13 protein-coding genes and 1 pseudogene are annotated in these 15,051 nt (G+C 59.9%); 4 read left to right on the top strand and 10 right to left on the bottom strand.

The window, feature by feature from the left end; translation table 11 throughout:
- Positions 1 to 30: 30 nt before the first annotated feature.
- Positions 31 to 1,502, top strand: a pseudogene (locus tag IFT99_RS12930) (diguanylate cyclase).
- A gap of 42 nt (positions 1,503 to 1,544) precedes the next feature.
- Here IFT99_RS12930 and IFT99_RS12925 read toward each other — a convergent pair.
- Positions 1,545 to 2,018: a PA2169 family four-helix-bundle protein gene (locus IFT99_RS12925; RefSeq protein ID WP_192132711.1), complete on the bottom strand. Its 474-nt coding sequence runs from the start codon at positions 2,016 to 2,018 to the stop codon at positions 1,545 to 1,547.
- Between the two features lie 232 nt (positions 2,019 to 2,250).
- Between IFT99_RS12925 and IFT99_RS12920 the strand changes: the two genes are divergently transcribed.
- Together IFT99_RS12920 and IFT99_RS12915 are read left to right on the top strand one after the other, a co-directional pair.
- Positions 2,251 to 2,514, top strand: a complete 264-nt coding sequence (locus IFT99_RS12920; RefSeq protein ID WP_192132709.1) for a DUF3820 family protein — start codon at positions 2,251 to 2,253, stop codon at positions 2,512 to 2,514.
- A 28-nt stretch (positions 2,515 to 2,542) separates the two neighbouring features.
- Positions 2,543 to 3,748: an aminotransferase class V-fold PLP-dependent enzyme gene (locus tag IFT99_RS12915; RefSeq protein ID WP_192132708.1), complete on the top strand. Its 1,206-nt coding sequence runs from the start codon at positions 2,543 to 2,545 to the stop codon at positions 3,746 to 3,748.
- Positions 3,749 to 4,093: 345 nt separating this feature from the next.
- Here the strand turns inward: IFT99_RS12915 and IFT99_RS12910 are convergent, their stop codons facing one another.
- From IFT99_RS12910 to zwf, 3 genes are read right to left on the bottom strand one after another with little or no spacing between them, the layout of a single operon-like run.
- Positions 4,094 to 4,768 (bottom strand): bifunctional 4-hydroxy-2-oxoglutarate aldolase/2-dehydro-3-deoxy-phosphogluconate aldolase, encoded by a 675-nt coding sequence (locus IFT99_RS12910; RefSeq protein WP_065992060.1) that lies wholly within the window; start codon positions 4,766 to 4,768, stop codon positions 4,094 to 4,096.
- A gap of 17 nt (positions 4,769 to 4,785) precedes the next feature.
- Entirely contained in the window at positions 4,786 to 5,505 is a 720-nt protein-coding gene (pgl, locus tag IFT99_RS12905; RefSeq protein ID WP_192132706.1) for a 6-phosphogluconolactonase, read from the bottom strand.
- Complete coding sequence (gene zwf / locus IFT99_RS12900) at positions 5,492 to 6,961, bottom strand: glucose-6-phosphate dehydrogenase (RefSeq protein WP_192132704.1); 1,470 nt, start codon at positions 6,959 to 6,961, stop codon at positions 5,492 to 5,494. Before zwf ends, pgl begins: the two co-directional genes overlap by 14 nt.
- A 230-nt stretch (positions 6,962 to 7,191) precedes the next feature.
- On the opposite strand from zwf, the gene IFT99_RS12895 reads away from it, so the two are divergent.
- A complete protein-coding gene (locus IFT99_RS12895; RefSeq protein WP_065992054.1) occupies positions 7,192 to 8,061 on the top strand; it encodes a MurR/RpiR family transcriptional regulator in 870 nt (289 codons plus the stop codon).
- Between the two features lie 40 nt (positions 8,062 to 8,101).
- Here the strand turns inward: IFT99_RS12895 and IFT99_RS12890 are convergent, their stop codons facing one another.
- The 6 genes from IFT99_RS12890 to IFT99_RS12865 form a co-directional block, all read right to left on the bottom strand.
- Positions 8,102 to 8,977, bottom strand: coding sequence for an aldose epimerase family protein (locus IFT99_RS12890; RefSeq protein ID WP_065992050.1), 876 nt, complete (start codon positions 8,975 to 8,977; stop codon positions 8,102 to 8,104).
- A gap of 168 nt (positions 8,978 to 9,145) precedes the next feature.
- Entirely contained in the window at positions 9,146 to 10,501 is a 1,356-nt protein-coding gene (locus IFT99_RS12885; RefSeq protein ID WP_065992048.1) for a carbohydrate porin, read from the bottom strand.
- Between the two features lie 137 nt (positions 10,502 to 10,638).
- A complete protein-coding gene (locus tag IFT99_RS12880) occupies positions 10,639 to 11,802 on the bottom strand; it encodes an ABC transporter ATP-binding protein (RefSeq protein ID WP_192132702.1) in 1,164 nt (387 codons plus the stop codon).
- A gap of 2 nt (positions 11,803 to 11,804) precedes the next feature.
- Complete coding sequence (locus tag IFT99_RS12875) at positions 11,805 to 12,650, bottom strand: carbohydrate ABC transporter permease (RefSeq protein ID WP_192132700.1); 846 nt, start codon at positions 12,648 to 12,650, stop codon at positions 11,805 to 11,807.
- Positions 12,643 to 13,551, bottom strand: a complete 909-nt coding sequence (locus IFT99_RS12870; protein WP_037014845.1) for a carbohydrate ABC transporter permease — start codon at positions 13,549 to 13,551, stop codon at positions 12,643 to 12,645. The genes IFT99_RS12875 and IFT99_RS12870 overlap by 8 nt, the downstream gene beginning before the upstream one ends.
- 121 nt (positions 13,552 to 13,672) lie before the next feature.
- Complete coding sequence (locus IFT99_RS12865; protein ID WP_192132698.1) at positions 13,673 to 14,959, bottom strand: ABC transporter substrate-binding protein; 1,287 nt, start codon at positions 14,957 to 14,959, stop codon at positions 13,673 to 13,675.
- Positions 14,960 to 15,051 lie beyond the last annotated feature (92 nt).

Below are 15,051 nucleotides of genomic sequence, written 5' to 3'. Positions count from 1 at the left end.
TCACGAGGGATCAGATCCGGTTCCGAGAAGATGCTGATGCTGGGCAGCGCCGTGGCGGTGGCCGCCATACTCGCCATCGTGACCTGGTTGTTGTTTCGGGAGCTGGGGACGGCCAACGAAGCCGCTGTGCGCTCGGCAAACAATGTGGTGCAGTTGATCGACGCTGACGTGCAGCGCAATGCCGAGCTGTATGACACCTCCCTATTGGGCCTGATCGCGGCCTGGCGACGGCCCGATGTCATGACGATCTCTCCGGAATTGCGCCAGCTGGTGCTCTTCGACCGGGCCACGGCGGCGCCCTTCAAGGGCGATGTGGTGCTGCTGGATGACACCGGGCGCATCGTCGCCGACTCCACCTCGCTGACGCCTCGGCTGGACAACTTCTCAGACCGGCCAGGCTTTCAGAAACACCGGGACAGCGGCTCGCTGGCGCTGGTGGTCGACGGGCCCTTCCTGTCGCGCTGGGGCTTCAAGGACCTGTGCATCAGTTTCAGTCGCCGTCTCCCCTCCGACAACGGCCAGTTCGTCGGCATTGCCAGTGCATCAATGCGCCTGTCGTACTTCGATCAACTGTTTCGCACGCTGGACATCGGTCCCACCAGCACCGTCAACCTGCTCAGTGCGGATGGCGTGATGCTCGCCCGGCAACCCGACGACAACAACCGGACCTTCATCGGCCAGAACTTCAGCATGCGGCCCAACTTCAAACGCATTCTGAGGGAGGTCAACGGCAGCTTTGCGGCGATATCCGAACTCGACGGTGCTCAGCGGCTTTACACCTTCTCACGGGTGGGTGACTTGCCATTGATCGTCGTGGTCGCTCAATCCCGGGACGACGTCTACGCGCTGTGGAAACGCAACGCGCTGCTGGTGGCAAGCGCGACCGGTTTGCTGTGCCTCGGGATCCTCTCGCTGTCCTGGCTGTTGGGCCGCCAACTGCGCCTGCGCCAGAACGCGAGCGTGAACTGGCCGGGCTGGCGTCCACAGATGGGCTGACCGGCCTGGCAAACCGGCGCAGGCTGGATCAGGTGCTCAAGCAGGAATGGGCGCGGGGCATGCGTTCGGAAAGGCCTTTGGCACTCCTGATGATTGATGTGGATCACTTCAAGGCCTTCAACGATCGACACGGGCATCATGGTGGCGACGTCGCATTACGCAGCGTTGCCCAGACCCTGACCGCCAGCATCCGCAGGCCGGGTGACCTCGCCGCGCGCTATGGCGGTGAGGAGTTCATGGTGGTGCTCCCGGAAACCGACAAGGCAGGTGCCTGTGTGATCGCGGAAAAGCTGCGTCTGGCGATAGAAGCACTTCCGCTTTTTGCCGAGGACACAGTGCCCATCACCGTCAGCATCGGCGTGGCCACGCACCTGCCGGCGACCCACGATCTGCCCGAGCCGCTGTTTCACGCCGCGGACCGGGCCCTGTACCGGGCCAAGAAACTAGGCAGGAACCGCGTGGAATTCGAACCCTATGTAGCGCCCTCTGCCGAATCGCAGGCATAAAAAAACGCCAGACTGGCTGGCGTTTTTCGACGTTACCGCGAATTACTTGTTGGCAGCACGAACGGTGTCACGCAGGGCTTTAACCTTGTCGTGGTTCGCTTGCACGCCCTGCAGCTGACGCTGGATCAGGGTAGTGACGTTAACTGGCAAGTTCTTCTCGGTAGCTTCCTGGGCAGCCTTTTTGTAAGCCTTCAGCGCGTGGTCTTCACCGCTTTCGACTTCGTTCAGGACCGCTTCGTCGTTCTTGCCGCTCAACGCGCTTTTCAGGTTGACCCACAGGCGGTGTGCGCCGCCAGCGATGCTGGAGGAATCTTCTGGATCGCCGCCCAGTGCACGTACTTCAGCTTGAAGCTCGGCAACCGACGTCTTGCAGCCAGAAGAACGGGAGAGCAGGTAGGCCTTGATTTCCGGGTTCTTGGCGTCTTCAGCAGCAGTGTGAAAACCTTTCTCACCGTCAATGCTGGTCTCGATCAAGTCATTCAGGATAGAGATGGCTTCTTTGTTGATATCCGACATTTTGCGGTTCCTTTTTGGCAGGTTTATCAAAGGTCTGGTTAACGAAACACTCGATAGAAGGAATATTGCACTGTGCGTGCCAGATTTTGCCGATAATAAATAGTGTTATTTTTCAATAGCTTATGAATATCAAGGGACAGTTCATCCGCGCTTTCTGCATGATCTGTGTGTTTGCGTAGTTGCAGAATGCACGTATCGTCTGAGTTCACTCGAACGGATAAGCGGCTTTTGGATGAACCCGGAAAGACTCAAACTGTTGGTGACTCGCGAAATGCCGTTCGGCAAGTATCAGGGGAGACTGCTGGCGGACCTGCCGGGCGATTACCTGAACTGGTTTGCTCGAAAGGGTTTCCCGGCAGGGGAGTTGGGCAGCCTGCTGGCACTGATGCACGAGATTGATCACAACGGCCTGTCGGCGCTGCTGGATCCTCTGCGCACCCGCCCTCGCGAACCGCTGCGCCCGGGCCCGTCGAAAACACCCATACGCTTCAACTAAACATCCATTGATAAAAGCGAGCCGCCGGATGAACAGCACTGCATGCGCAATAACGGAATGGGCGGATGAACAGGCTCGGGACGAAGCGTTCTGGCAGCAGGTCGCGGCGCAGTTCGACGTCGAACCGGGGCCGGTGAATTTCGAATACGGCTATTTCGGCCGCATGACCCGCGCAGCACTCAAGGATTACGAGCAGAACCTGGCGTACGTCAATCGCAGCAACTCGGTCTACGTGCGGCAGAAGTTCGATACCGAAGACAGCGAGATCATCCGCGCCGACCTCGCCGATCTGCTGAACGTGCCGGCCCGCGAAGTGGCCCTCACCCGCTCCGCGTCGGAGTCGGTGCAAGCGCTGATTCGCAACTACAACGGCCTTGTGGCAGGCGACCAGGTCCTGGTCAGCGACCTGGATTACAACAGCGTCCAGACCGGCATGCGCTGGCTGGCGAAGAACCGTGGCGTTGAGGTGATCGAAGTCACTCACCAGCATCCCGCGAGCCACGAAGGGCTGCTGCAGACCTACCGCGAGGCGTTTGCTGCACACCCACGGCTCAAACTGGTGGCGCTGACGTACGTCACCCACCGAACCGGGCTGGTGATGCCGGTGAAGGCCATCGCCGAGCTGGCCAAGGCCCACGGCATCGAAGTCATTCTGGATGGCGCTCATGCCTTGGGCCTGCTGGATTTCGAGCTTGCTGACCTTGGCGTGTCGTTCGCCGGCTTCAACCTGCAGAAATGGATAGGCGCGCCGCTGAGCCTGGGCTTTATTTACGTGAAGCAGGAACGCCTGAGCGCCATCGACCCCGACATGGCAGACGAGCGCTACGGTGCGGACGACATCCTCGGGCGCGTGCCTTACGGGACGCCAAACATCCCCGCCCTGATGACCCTGCCCAAAGTGTTCGCAGAGCATCGCGCCATGGGGGGCGCACCGGCCAAGGGTGCACGTTTGGCGTATCTGCGAGACCTGTGGGTCACTCAGGCGCTCAGTATCGAAGGCATCGAGGTGCTGACGCCGGACGACCCGCGACTGTATTGCGGGATCACGTCATTTCGGTTCAGCCGTCACGCAGATCAGGAACTCATGGTCAAGCGCCTGCTCGATGAGCACGGCATTTTTGCAGTAACGCGGGAAGGCTCGGCCTGCGGGACGTGCATTCGCATCACGCCGGGATTTACCACATCGGCAAAGGACGTTGAACAGCTGGTCGCGGCACTTCGCGCATTGGCGTGAGCCCTGCTCTATAGGCTGCACCGGGATCAACGCCCCTGACAGGATCGTGGAAAAAAGACGGCGCCTTCATGACGAAGGCGCCGTAAATCCATCGAGAAACGAACTACAAAGGAGCGGCAAAGATAAGCGCTCCCGCCGCTGCCTGTGCGGTACATATGTATTGCGTGTAAACGACGCAAAAAAAAACGGCGTTCCCGACCAAGGAACACCGTAAAAAAGCCATGCAACAACGACTTCTGCAGCAACGCCCCGCGGGACGCTATAAACGGATCATGCTCAGCAGTAGACCAGCCCCCAGTTGAACGGGGGCTGTCCAAACGTGCGCCTGAACCGGCGAATCCAGACTCAGTCGAACAACGCGATGGCTTCGGCAGTGGCGTCGGTAATCCGCTGCCAGTCGCCGTTCTTCACCCACGCGTTATCGATCATCCAGGTGCCGCCGACGCACATCACGTTGGGCAGCGCCATGTAGTTTTTCAGGTTGGCCGCACTGACACCGCCGGTGGGGCAGAAACGCACTTCCGGGAATGGACCGCCCAGTGCCTTGATTGCACCGACACCGCCACTGATTTCCGCCGGAAACAGCTTGAAGCGACGATAACCCAGCGCGTAACCGATCATGATTTCCGAAGCGCTGCTGATGCCTGGCAGCAGCGGCAATTCGCTCAGTGCGGCAGCTTCCAGCAGATCCTGAGTGCTGCCCGGGGTGACGATGAACTGTGAACCCGCCTCCTCCGCCGCCTTGAGCATGTGGCGGTCGAGAATGGTGCCGGCGCCAACGCTCAGCTCAGGCCGCGCATCACGCAGCATGCGGATGGCTTTGAGGCCGAATTCCGAGCGCAGGGTGATTTCCAGCGCGTTCAGGCCACCCGCGGCCAGGGCATCGGCCAGCGGCAGGACATCCTGTTCGCGGGCGATGGTAATGACCGGCAGAATCTTTGCTTTCGCGCAGAGTGCGTCGATCTGGGCAATCTTGCTCGCCATGCTATTCAACGGCTGTTTCACTTGGGTATTTTCCATGGCGGCTGATCCTTTGCTTATGGGCACCAGTAGATCTCTAGGGACGGGTTGAGGAACGCGCGTACCGGCATTTCGGCAAGGTCATCGCCTGCCAGTGCCGCGCGCAATGTGTCGAGTTTGGCCTGACCGGAGACGGACAGGATGGTGGTCGCTGCGCACGCCAGCACCGGACGCGTCAGGGTCAGGCGCTGATGAGGAACGGTCGGTGCGAGCATTGGCAGGCAACGACGGTCGCTGTTGAGGTCCAGCGCTTCCTTCAGATGCGGGCTGTCGGGGAACAGCGACGCGGTATGCCCGTCGTCACCCATGCCCAGAATCAGCACGTCGATCTTCGGCAGCGCCTTGAGCGCCTCGTCCGTTGCAGCTGCGGCCTCATCCACTGTGGTGGTCGCACGGTACAGGCTGAAGAACCCCGCCTCGGCCGCCGGGCCCTGAAGCAGAAAACGCTTGAGCAGGCCTTCGTTGCTGTCGGCGTGCTCGGTCGGCACCCAGCGCTCGTCAGCCAGACTCACGCAGACTTTCGACCACTCGAGCGGCTTCTGCGCCAGCGCCTTGAAGAACGCCACCGGGCTTTTGCCGCCCGACACCACCAACGTGGCCGTGCCGTGGGGGTTGCTGGAAATCGCAGCCGTCAGCCGCTCGGCCACCTGATCAGCCAGCGCGTTCGCCAGCACTTCGGGGCTATCGAATTCGTGGGCTTTCAGGCCCGCCGGAAATTCAAGTTCACATATCGCCATACCAGGACCTCCCGTCACGCGTAATAAGAGCAATGGAGCTCATCGGCCCCCAGGAACCGGCCGGGTAAGGCTTGGGCGCATCGCCCGCCTTTTTCCAGCCAGCGATCAACTGGTCGCACCATTGCCAGGCGTATTCGATTTCGTCTTTGCGCACAAACAGGTTCTGATTGCCACGCATGACCTCCAGCAACAACCGCTCGTAGGCGTCCGGCACACGGGCGCTGCGGTAGGCGTCGGAGAAGCTCAGCTGCAAAGGGTTGCTGCGCAGCTGCATGCCTTTGTCCAGGCCCTGATCCTTGGTCATCACTTGCAGCGAGATGCCTTCATCGGGCTGCAGGCGGATGATCAGTCGGTTGCTGATCTGCAAGCGCTGCTCCGGCGCAAAGATGTAATGCGGCGGCTCTTTGAAGTGGATCACGATCTGCGACAGCTTCTGCGGCATGCGTTTGCCGGTCCGCAAATAGAACGGCACGCCCGACCAACGCCAGTTACGGATGTCGGCACGAATGGCGACGAACGTCTCAGTGTCACTCTGGGTGTTGGAGTTTTCTTCCTCCAGATAACCCGGTACCGGCTTGCCGTCGCTGTAACCGGCGATGTATTGACCGCGCACCACCTGGGTGGCCAGACGCTCCGGCGTGAACGGCGCCAGTGCCTTGAGCACTTTCACCTTCTCGTCACGGATGCTGTCGGCCGACAGGTCGCTGGGCGGGTCCATCGCGATCAGGCACAGCAGCTGCAGCAGGTGATTCTGGATCATGTCGCGCAGTTGACCGGCCTGGTCGAAATAGCCCCAACGCCCTTCGATGCCGACCTTCTCTGCCACGGTGATTTCCACATGGGAGATGTGGTTCTGGTTCCACTGCGTCTCGAACAGGCTGTTGGCAAAACGCAGGGCAATGAGGTTCTGCACCGTGTCCTTGCCCAGGTAATGGTCGATCCGGTAGATGCGGGTTTCAGGCAGGAACTTGGCAACGGCGTCATTGACGCGACGGGACGACGCGAGGTCATGGCCGATGGGTTTTTCCAGCACCGCCCGGGTGCGATCGGTAAGGCCGACCAGCGCGAGGTTTTCGCAGATGGCGCCGTAGACCGACGCCGGCGTCGCGAAGTAGGCAATCATGGTCGGCGTGTCGCCCACGGCTTCGGCGAGCGCGACGTAATCTTCGCCCTTGAGGAAGTCCACGTGCAGGTAACTCAGGCGGGCCTGAAAACGCTCCACGTGCTCAGTCTCAAGCTGCGCCTCGGGGACGAAGCGACGCAGGCTTTTATCAATGTAGGCCAGGTGCTCCTCAGGAGTTCCCGGCTCACGGGCCAACGCAATAATTCGGGTCTCGGCATGCAGCAGTCCAGCTCGATCAAGCTGGTACAACGCAGGAAACAGTTTGCGTACCGCCAGGTCACCCAAGGCGCCAAACAACGCAAAAGTGCACGGTTCAACCGTAATCGAGAGCATAATGTTGGTTCTTTTATCAAGTTAAGCTACAAATACCTTTTTTAAAGGCGTTACTCAAGGCCGAATGTAGTAATAACCACAACATTCCCACTGGAACCACATTAGAGTGGTGATCACCACAGGCCCTCAGTACGATAGGCCACCTTTGCGACAGGCTAAAGGCCCAATTCCCACTCTTCAAATAAAGGCCTGTTCACCCGCCTGTCGACGTTTCATCAGAAGGACAAACAATGGACCGCGTACGCAATCTTCTGGAGCAGATCCAGAGTCGTCTGGAAGAGCTGAACAAGGCCGAGCGCAAGGTCGCCGAGGCGATTCTGAGCAATCCGCAGCAGGCCACCCGGTTCAGCATCGCTGCGCTGGCCCAGGCCGCCAAGGTCAGTGAGCCGACGGTCAACCGCTTCTGCCGCTCATTCGATGTCAGCGGCTACCCGGAGCTGAAACTGCAACTGGCCCAGAGCCTGGCCAGCGGCGCCGCCTACGTCAGCCGCGCGGTGGAAGCCGATGACAACCCGGAGGCCTACACCCGCAAGATTTTCGGCAGTGCCATCGCGTCCCTCGACAGCGTGTGCCAGGTGCTTGACCCCAACCTGATCAGCAAAGCGGTCGACTTGTTGATTCAGGCGCGGCAGATTCACTTCTTCGGCCTCGGGGCTTCGGCGCCGGTGGCACTGGACGCGCAGCATAAATTCTTCCGTTTCAATCTCGCCGTTACGGCCCACGCCGACGTGCTGGTGCAGCGCATGCTGGCCTCGGTGGCCCACACCGGCGAGCTGTTCGTGATCATTTCCTACACCGGACGCACCCGCGAGCTGGTGGAAGTGGCGCGCATCGCCCGTGAAAATGGCGCGTCGGTGCTGGGACTGACCGCTGCCGACTCGCCACTGGCAAAAGCCAGCACGCTGAGCCTGAACATTCCGCTGCCGGAAGACACCGACATCTATATGCCGATGACCTCGCGGATCGTCCAGCTGACGGTGCTGGATGTGCTGGCGACCGGCATGACCCTGCGTCGGGGCGTCGATTTCCAGCCGCACCTGCGCAAGATCAAGGAAAGCCTGAACGCGAGCCGTTATCCGGCGGACGATGAATTGAACTGATCGACAGACGGGACCCTGTCAAGGCAGGCGTCGGAACAGGTCAGTGAACCAGACTGGCCTGCAGGCTCAAACTGGCGTGCTGCCCGGGGGCCAGGCTCAGGCAATCATCCACACCTGACGCCGCCTCGACCCGCAAAAAACCCATGGCTTCATCGCCACCCACGCCCAGCAACGGTCGGTTGCCCGGGTGCCAGACCACCGTGCTGTCGCTGTCGCCGGTGTCGATGTTCAAACGCCGCTGCCAGGCGTCGTCCTGCAACTCAAGCATGCCGGCGTGCTCGAACACCCGCTGACAACTGCCCTGTACCCGCAGCTCGCCCCGCTGCTCGCAGGCGCTGCGGCTGAGTTCGTCATAGCCGTGGGCACCGTCGAGCCCACGCAATGCGACGTCCGCCACATCGCTGATGCGCCAGTAGGCGTGCAAGCCATGGCCGAAGTGACAAGGCTCGCTGTCGTCGTGCCGCGTTTCAAGGCGCAGGTCCATCGCCTGGCCGAGCTCGGCGTAGAGATCCGCCTGCCAGTCCCACAGCTTGAGTTGCCAGCGCAATGTCACGCCCGCCTCGTGCTCGTGGCTTTCGACCAGCTTCCAGTCAAGCAGCCGACCCCAGCCATTGGCCGGCCAGCCGCTCTCGCCGGGATGACGCCCGACCCAAGGCCAACTGACCGGCACGCCGCCGCGGATCGCGCCGACCAGAGGCCAGTGCGCGGCGCACCACAGCCAGGGTCTCTGCCCGGCAGGTTCGAAATGCAACAGCTGAGCGCCCTGCCGGCTGAACACGGCCTGGCACTGCGCATGATTGATCACCAGCACATCACGCTGTTGGTAGCGTTCCCACTGAAAGGTCGGTTGCGGTCGCACCGAGGTGAAGAAACGCTGGAGAGGATGCTCGGTTGAGCCGGGATCCCTGAAGGGCATCGTTGTAGCGCTCCAGATAGCGGTCACTCGTCACGCGAGAAAAAATGCTCCGAATGCGGAGCCATTGCTGCGGAATAAATAGCGGAAAAAAAACGGGCAGCCAGGCTGCCCGTAAAGCACACACGACCCTTGATCGTTTGTGGAGCGCGGAGGAGCGTCCGCTTTAAGTTAGAACTTCGATTGAATCTTGATGCCGGCAACCAGTGCGTTCTGGACGTCGTCCACACCGCCCGGGCTCTTCACGTACTGCAGGTTGGGACGCACGGTCAGCCAGTCGGTGACGTGCACACCGTAGTAGATTTCCGAGTTGTATTCGGTCTTCTGGATCGGCAGGTAGCCTGGGTTGTCGTAGTCTTCGATACCGTTGACGGCGTTGACCAGACGACGGTTGTCCTGGGCATCATCGTTGACGTGGATACGCGCGACGCCGATACCGATGTCATCCTTCGGACGTGCATCGAACGGGCCTTTGTAGACGAAGCCGACCTGCTGGTAGTTGTCGACGAAGTTGGTGGCTTTGTCATGCACAGTCGCGTTGGCGAAAATGCTCAGACCACGGGATGCGTCGCCGTTGTGAGCGGTCAGCTGTTGCTGAGCCACGACCCACCAGCCGTGCTTGTCTTTGTGGGACTTGAAGTCACCGCCAGCGATTGCCTGAGGCTGACCGTTCTCGTTCTCGTAGAGATCGTCGGCGCTCGGGTTGCTCACGTAGTAGCCCAGACGGTATTCGCCGGGCAGCGAGTTGACGTTTGGCGACCACACCACTTCAACCGGTACGACGGTGCCTTTCGAGCCGCTGCCGCTGAGTTTGAAGCTGTTGCCGGTTTCGAGGTACGAAGGGTTCTGCTCGTAGACGCCGATCTGGGCGAACAACTCAGGCGTGATGTTGTACTTCACGCGTGCAGCCCACTGGCTGACAGGCCAGTTGTACCAGGTGTTGACGTAGTTACCGACCTGCGAGCCGCAGAACGAAAGGTTCTGGAAGTCGCAAGGGAAGCTGTTGAAGTCTTCGCCTTCGCCGAAACGGCCGACCTTGATGTCGAGCTTGCCGTCGAAGTACTTCTGCTTGACCCACATCTGGGTCAGACGCCAGGTCTGGCCACGGCCCCAGACTTCCTGGGAGGAGCTGAGCGTGCCGGCACGCGGATCACCGATACGATCGTTGGAGATGTTGTTGCCACTACGCTCGGTGATCGCAAGCTTGAACTCTGCGTCGTGCCAGCCGAGGATTTTTTGCAGGTCCATCTGAACGCCAAACGCAAACTGATCGCTGTAGCGGCCCGTCCGGTCGTCGTTATAACCACCGTTGAGGTTGGAGGCGGCTTCGCCCACGTACTCGATCGGGAAGTCGTAACCCTTGTCGTACAGCTCTTGACGCAGACCACCCCAATCACCGGTCATGTGCTCGCTGGCTTTGAAGGGCTCCATTGCAAACGCCGTTCCGGAAACCGTCAACGCGCTCAGGACAGACAACCCACCGATCAGCTGAAACTGGTTAAGCGACTTGTTACGTACCTTTTTCATCCCTTGGATCCTCGTTTTATTGTTATTAGCTTTTGAACAGCGTTGTAACCACGTACATCGTGTGCATGACGGGTTTTGTACAGCAGACATCCACCCGTCACAGGTGCTCGTTTGTGCAGTGCTCCTGCACGTCGGGATCAGCTGCGGTTGAGCCGCGTGACATTTCCCATGCTCTCCACCGACTGACTCGGTGCCAGCACGCCCAGGCGCTCGCCGGTTTTCGCGTCGAACAGCAGAACCTTCGCCGGATCGAACTGCAGCGTCAAGGTCTCGCCCACAGCAGGTGCAATATCCGGCGCCAGACGGCAGCAGACCTTGCTCTCGTTGAGGGTAACGAATACCAGCGTATCCGGGCCAGTGGGCTCGGTCACCTGGACTTCAGCGCGAATCGTCGGCAGAAGACCTGCAGCATCACCGGACGCTAGCACGATCTGCTCGGGACGCAGGCCCAGAATCACCTCACGGTCCTCGAGACCGGCGTCGTTCATGCTCATCGGTAGCTCGCAGCGGGCCTGACCGCTGTCCAGCAGTGCGACGAGGCGACCGTCCTTGCGCTGCAGGCGCAGCGGGATGAAGTTCATTGGCGGCGAGCCGATGAAGCTCGCCACGAACAGGTTGGCCGGATCGTTGTAGATCTGCTTCGGCGTGCCGAACTGCTGAATGATGCCGTCCTTCATGACCGCCACTTTGTCGCCCAGGGTCATTGCTTCGATCTGGTCGTGGGTCACGTAAACCGTAGTGGTCTTAAGGCGCTGGTGCATCAGCTTCATTTCGGTCCGCATCTCGACGCGCAGTTTGGCGTCGAGGTTGGAGAGCGGCTCATCGAACAGGTAGATTTTGGGACGACGGGCCAGCGCCCGGCCCATGGCCACGCGTTGTTGCTGACCACCGGACAGTTGCCCCGGCTTGCGGTTGAGCAGGTGTTCGATCTGCAGCAGCTTGGCAACCCGCGCCACTTCCGCATCGATGTCAGCCTGAGGCATCTTGCGAATCTTCAGCCCGAATTCGATGTTCTCGCGCACGCTCATGGTCGGGTACAGGGCGTAGGACTGGAACACCATCGCGATGTCGCGATCCTTCGGGCTCATGCCGCTGACGTCCTGATCACCAATCATGATCGCGCCGCCGGTAATGTTTTCCAGCCCGGCGATGCAGTTCATCAGGGTCGACTTACCGCAGCCCGAAGGGCCGACCAGAATCAGGAACTCGCCTTCTTTGATGGAGAGTTCGATGTTCTTCAGGGTGTCCGGCAGACCGGCCCCGTAAGTCTTGTTTACATTGCGTAGTTCAAGCGTTGCCATGATTACCCCTTGACTGCGCCGGCCGTCAGCCCGCGCACGAAATACTTGCCTGCGACCACGTAGACCAGCAGGGTCGGCAGCCCGGCGATCATCGCCGCCGCCATATCAACGTTGTATTCCTTGGCGCCCGTACTGGTATTGACCAGGTTGTTCAGCGCGACCGTGATCGGCTGCGAATCACCACTGGAGAACACCACACCGAACAGGAAGTCGTTCCAGATCTGAGTGAATTGCCAGATCAGGCAGACCATGATGATCGGCGTCGACATCGGCAGAATGATCCGACGGAAGATGGTGAAGAAGCCGGCACCGTCAAGACGTGCAGCCTTCACCAGTGCTTCTGGGATGCTGACGTAGTAATTGCGGAAGAACAGTGTGGTGAACGCCAGACCGTAGACAACGTGAATGAACACCAGCCCCGTCGTGGTATTGGCCAGGCCCATCTTGCCAAGGGTGAAAGACGCAGGCAGCAGGACGGTCTGAAACGGCAGGAAGCAGCCGAACAGCAGCAGGCCGAAGAACAACTGCGAACCGCGGAAGCGCCACATCGACAGCACGTAGCCGTTCAGCGCACCAATGGTGGTGGAAATCAGCACCGCGGGAACGGTGATCAGGAACGAGTTCCAGAAATAACCTTTTACCGTCGCCCAGGCTTTGATCCAGCCGATTGCGGTGACTTCGGTCGGCCAGCTGAGCAGGTTGCCGCTACCGATATCCTCCGGCGATTTGAAGCTGGTCAACAGCATGACCACCAGCGGCACCAGATAAAGCAATACGGCAACGATCAGCACCGCATAAATGGCGACGCGGCTCAGGCTGAGGGCGGGCTTATTGGCGAGACTAGTCATTGCGCTTGGCCCTCAGCTCGGAATACAGATAAGGCACAAGGATGGCGAGAATCGCGCCCAGCATCAGAATCGCGCTGGCCGAACCCATGCCCATCTGGCCACGGCTGAAGGTGAACGAGTACATGAACATTGCCGGCAGGTCGGATGAATAGCCCGGGCCACCGGCCGTCATGGCAGCGACCAGGTCGAAGCTCTTGATGGCGATGTGCGCCAGAATCATGACCGCACTGAAGAACACCGGACGCAGGCTTGGCAGCACGACCTTCCAGTAGATTTTCGGCATGCTCGCACCGTCGATCTGCGCGGCGCGGATGATCGACTGGTCGACGCCGCGAAGGCCCGCCAGGAACATCGCCATGATGAAGCCCGACGCCTGCCACACGGCAGCGATCACCAGGCAGTACACAACACGGTCCGGATCGATCAGCCAGTCCAGGCGAAAGCCTTCCCAGCCCCAGTCACGCAACAGTTTGTCCAGGCCCATGCCTGGGTTGAGCAGCCATTTCCAGGCCGTACCGGTGACGATCATCGAGAGCGCCATCGGGTACAGATAAATGGTGCGGATAAAGCCTTCGCGGCGGATGCGCTGGTCCAGAAAGACCGCCAGCAGCACGCCCACCACCATGCTGATGCCGATGAACATGCCACCGAACACCGCGAGGTTTTTGCTCGCTACCCACCAGCGGTCGTTGTCGAACAACCGCGCGTATTGCGCCAGACCCACGAATTTGTAGGTCGGCAGGAAAGTCGAGTTGGTGAACGACAGAACGAACGTCCACAGGATATAGCCGTAGAAGCCCACCAGTACGATGAACATGCTGGGCGCCAGCACCAGTTTGGGTAGCCAGCGCTGCAGTGCATCAAACGGCGAGGCTTTGCTGAACACAGCAACAGAACTCATGGTGAAAATCCAATAAAAAATGAAAGCGGCCGCAAGTCGCAAGCCTCAAGCTGCAAGTCAGAAGCCAATCATGGATCAGCTTGAGACTTGCAGCTTGCCGCTAGTCGCTAGTCGCTGGCCTTTATTTGGCAGACTTGATCGCAGCGCCCAGCTTCTTCGCCGCGTCGGCCGGATCGGCTTTCGGGTCGTTGATGAAGTTGGTCACGACGTCAAAGAAGGCACCCTGAACGGCCAGCGTAGTGGCCATGTTGTGCGCCATGCTTGGCTGCAGGCCGCCGGTTTTGGCGTCAGCCAGGAAGTCCTTGGCAGCGGTCTGGGCGCACGAGTCGAAACCGTACTTGCCCATGTCAGCCAGCATGTCGTTGCGAACAGGGATCGAGCCTTTGTTGATGCTGAAGACTTTCTGGAAGTTTTCACCCAACACGACCTTGGCGATGTCCTGCTGACCGGCAGCAGTGCCCGCGTCTTTCTGCTTGAACACAGCCAGGGAGTCGATGTTGTAGGTGAACGCCTTGTCGGTGCCCGGGAACGCTACGCACTCGTAGTCCTTGCCGGCGACTTTCTTGGCGGCGGTCCATTCACTCTTGGCCCAGTCACCCATGATCTGCATGCCGGCCTTGCCGTTGATGACTTTGGCGGCTTCCAGGTTCCAGTCCTGGCCTTTGCCGTCGGCATCCATGTAGGTCGCGACTTTCTTCAGCTCAGTCAGCGACTTGACCATTTCAGGGCCCGTCAGCGCAGCGTTGTCGAGATCGACCAGTGCCTTCTTGTAACCATCGGCGCCCATGACGGACAGAACGACGGCTTCAAAAACAGTGCTGTCCTGCCAAGGCTGGCCACCGTGGGCCAGAGGGATGAAGCCGGCCGCTTTGAGCTTGTCGCCCGCTGCGTAGAATTCTTCGAGGGTGGTAGGGGCTTTTTCGATACCGGCTTTCTTGAAGATTTCCGGGTTGATCCACAGCCAGTTGACGCGGTGGATGTTCACCGGCACGGCCACGTAATCACCGTCGTACTTCACGGTATCGGAGACTTTCTTGTCCAGCAGGCTGTCCCATTTCTCCTCTTTGGAGACGGTTTTCAGCACGTCGGTATCAAGCAGGCCAGTGGAGGCCCATTCCTGAATGTCCGGGCCTTTGATCTGGGCAACGCCAGGCGGGTTGCCAGCAACGGCGCGGCTTTTGAGCACGGTCATTGCGGTTGCACCACCGCCGCCTGCGACAGCGCCGTCTTTCCAGGTGAAACCGTCTTTTTCAACTTGCGCGCGGAGCACATCAACAGCGGCTTTTTCGCCACCGGACGTCCACCAGTGCACCACTTCAACCGTGCCTTTGGCATCAGCCGCCATGGCGCTCAGAGGGAACAAGGAGGCGAGGGAAATAAGTGCAGCGAGACGGGAAATCGAATTCATATCTGACCTTTCTTGTTGTTATGCATGTGCAAGTCGTGGCGCTTGCGCTGCGTGGATTCTAACCAAGGGCCCGGAGCGGACGGTAACGAAGG

Source organism: Pseudomonas sp. CFBP 8772 (genome assembly GCF_014841665.1).
Taxonomy (GTDB): Bacteria; Pseudomonadota; Gammaproteobacteria; order Pseudomonadales; family Pseudomonadaceae; genus Aquipseudomonas; species Aquipseudomonas graminis_B.
This window is presented reverse-complemented; position numbering and strand designations above follow the sequence as displayed.

Bases quoted from the DNA above. Each gene is read 5' to 3' on its own strand.
- IFT99_RS12925 (WP_192132711.1), bottom strand. From the start codon at position 2,018: ATGTCGGATATCAACAAAGAAGCCATCTCTATCCTGAATGACTTGATC.
- IFT99_RS12920 (WP_192132709.1), top strand. From the start codon at position 2,251: ATGAACCCGGAAAGACTCAAACTGTTGGTGACTCGCGAAATGCCGTTC.
- IFT99_RS12915 (WP_192132708.1), top strand. From the start codon at position 2,543: ATGAACAGCACTGCATGCGCAATAACGGAATGGGCGGATGAACAGGCT.
- IFT99_RS12910 (WP_065992060.1), bottom strand. From the start codon at position 4,768: ATGGAAAATACCCAAGTGAAACAGCCGTTGAATAGCATGGCGAGCAAG.
- pgl (WP_192132706.1), bottom strand. From the start codon at position 5,505: ATGGCGATATGTGAACTTGAATTTCCGGCGGGCCTGAAAGCCCACGAA.
- zwf (WP_192132704.1), bottom strand. From the start codon at position 6,961: ATGCTCTCGATTACGGTTGAACCGTGCACTTTTGCGTTGTTTGGCGCC.
- IFT99_RS12895 (WP_065992054.1), top strand. From the start codon at position 7,192: ATGGACCGCGTACGCAATCTTCTGGAGCAGATCCAGAGTCGTCTGGAA.
- IFT99_RS12890 (WP_065992050.1), bottom strand. From the start codon at position 8,977: ATGCCCTTCAGGGATCCCGGCTCAACCGAGCATCCTCTCCAGCGTTTC.
- IFT99_RS12885 (WP_065992048.1), bottom strand. From the start codon at position 10,501: ATGAAAAAGGTACGTAACAAGTCGCTTAACCAGTTTCAGCTGATCGGT.
- IFT99_RS12880 (WP_192132702.1), bottom strand. From the start codon at position 11,802: ATGGCAACGCTTGAACTACGCAATGTAAACAAGACTTACGGGGCCGGT.
- IFT99_RS12875 (WP_192132700.1), bottom strand. From the start codon at position 12,650: ATGACTAGTCTCGCCAATAAGCCCGCCCTCAGCCTGAGCCGCGTCGCC.
- IFT99_RS12870 (WP_037014845.1), bottom strand. From the start codon at position 13,551: ATGAGTTCTGTTGCTGTGTTCAGCAAAGCCTCGCCGTTTGATGCACTG.
- IFT99_RS12865 (WP_192132698.1), bottom strand. From the start codon at position 14,959: ATGAATTCGATTTCCCGTCTCGCTGCACTTATTTCCCTCGCCTCCTTG.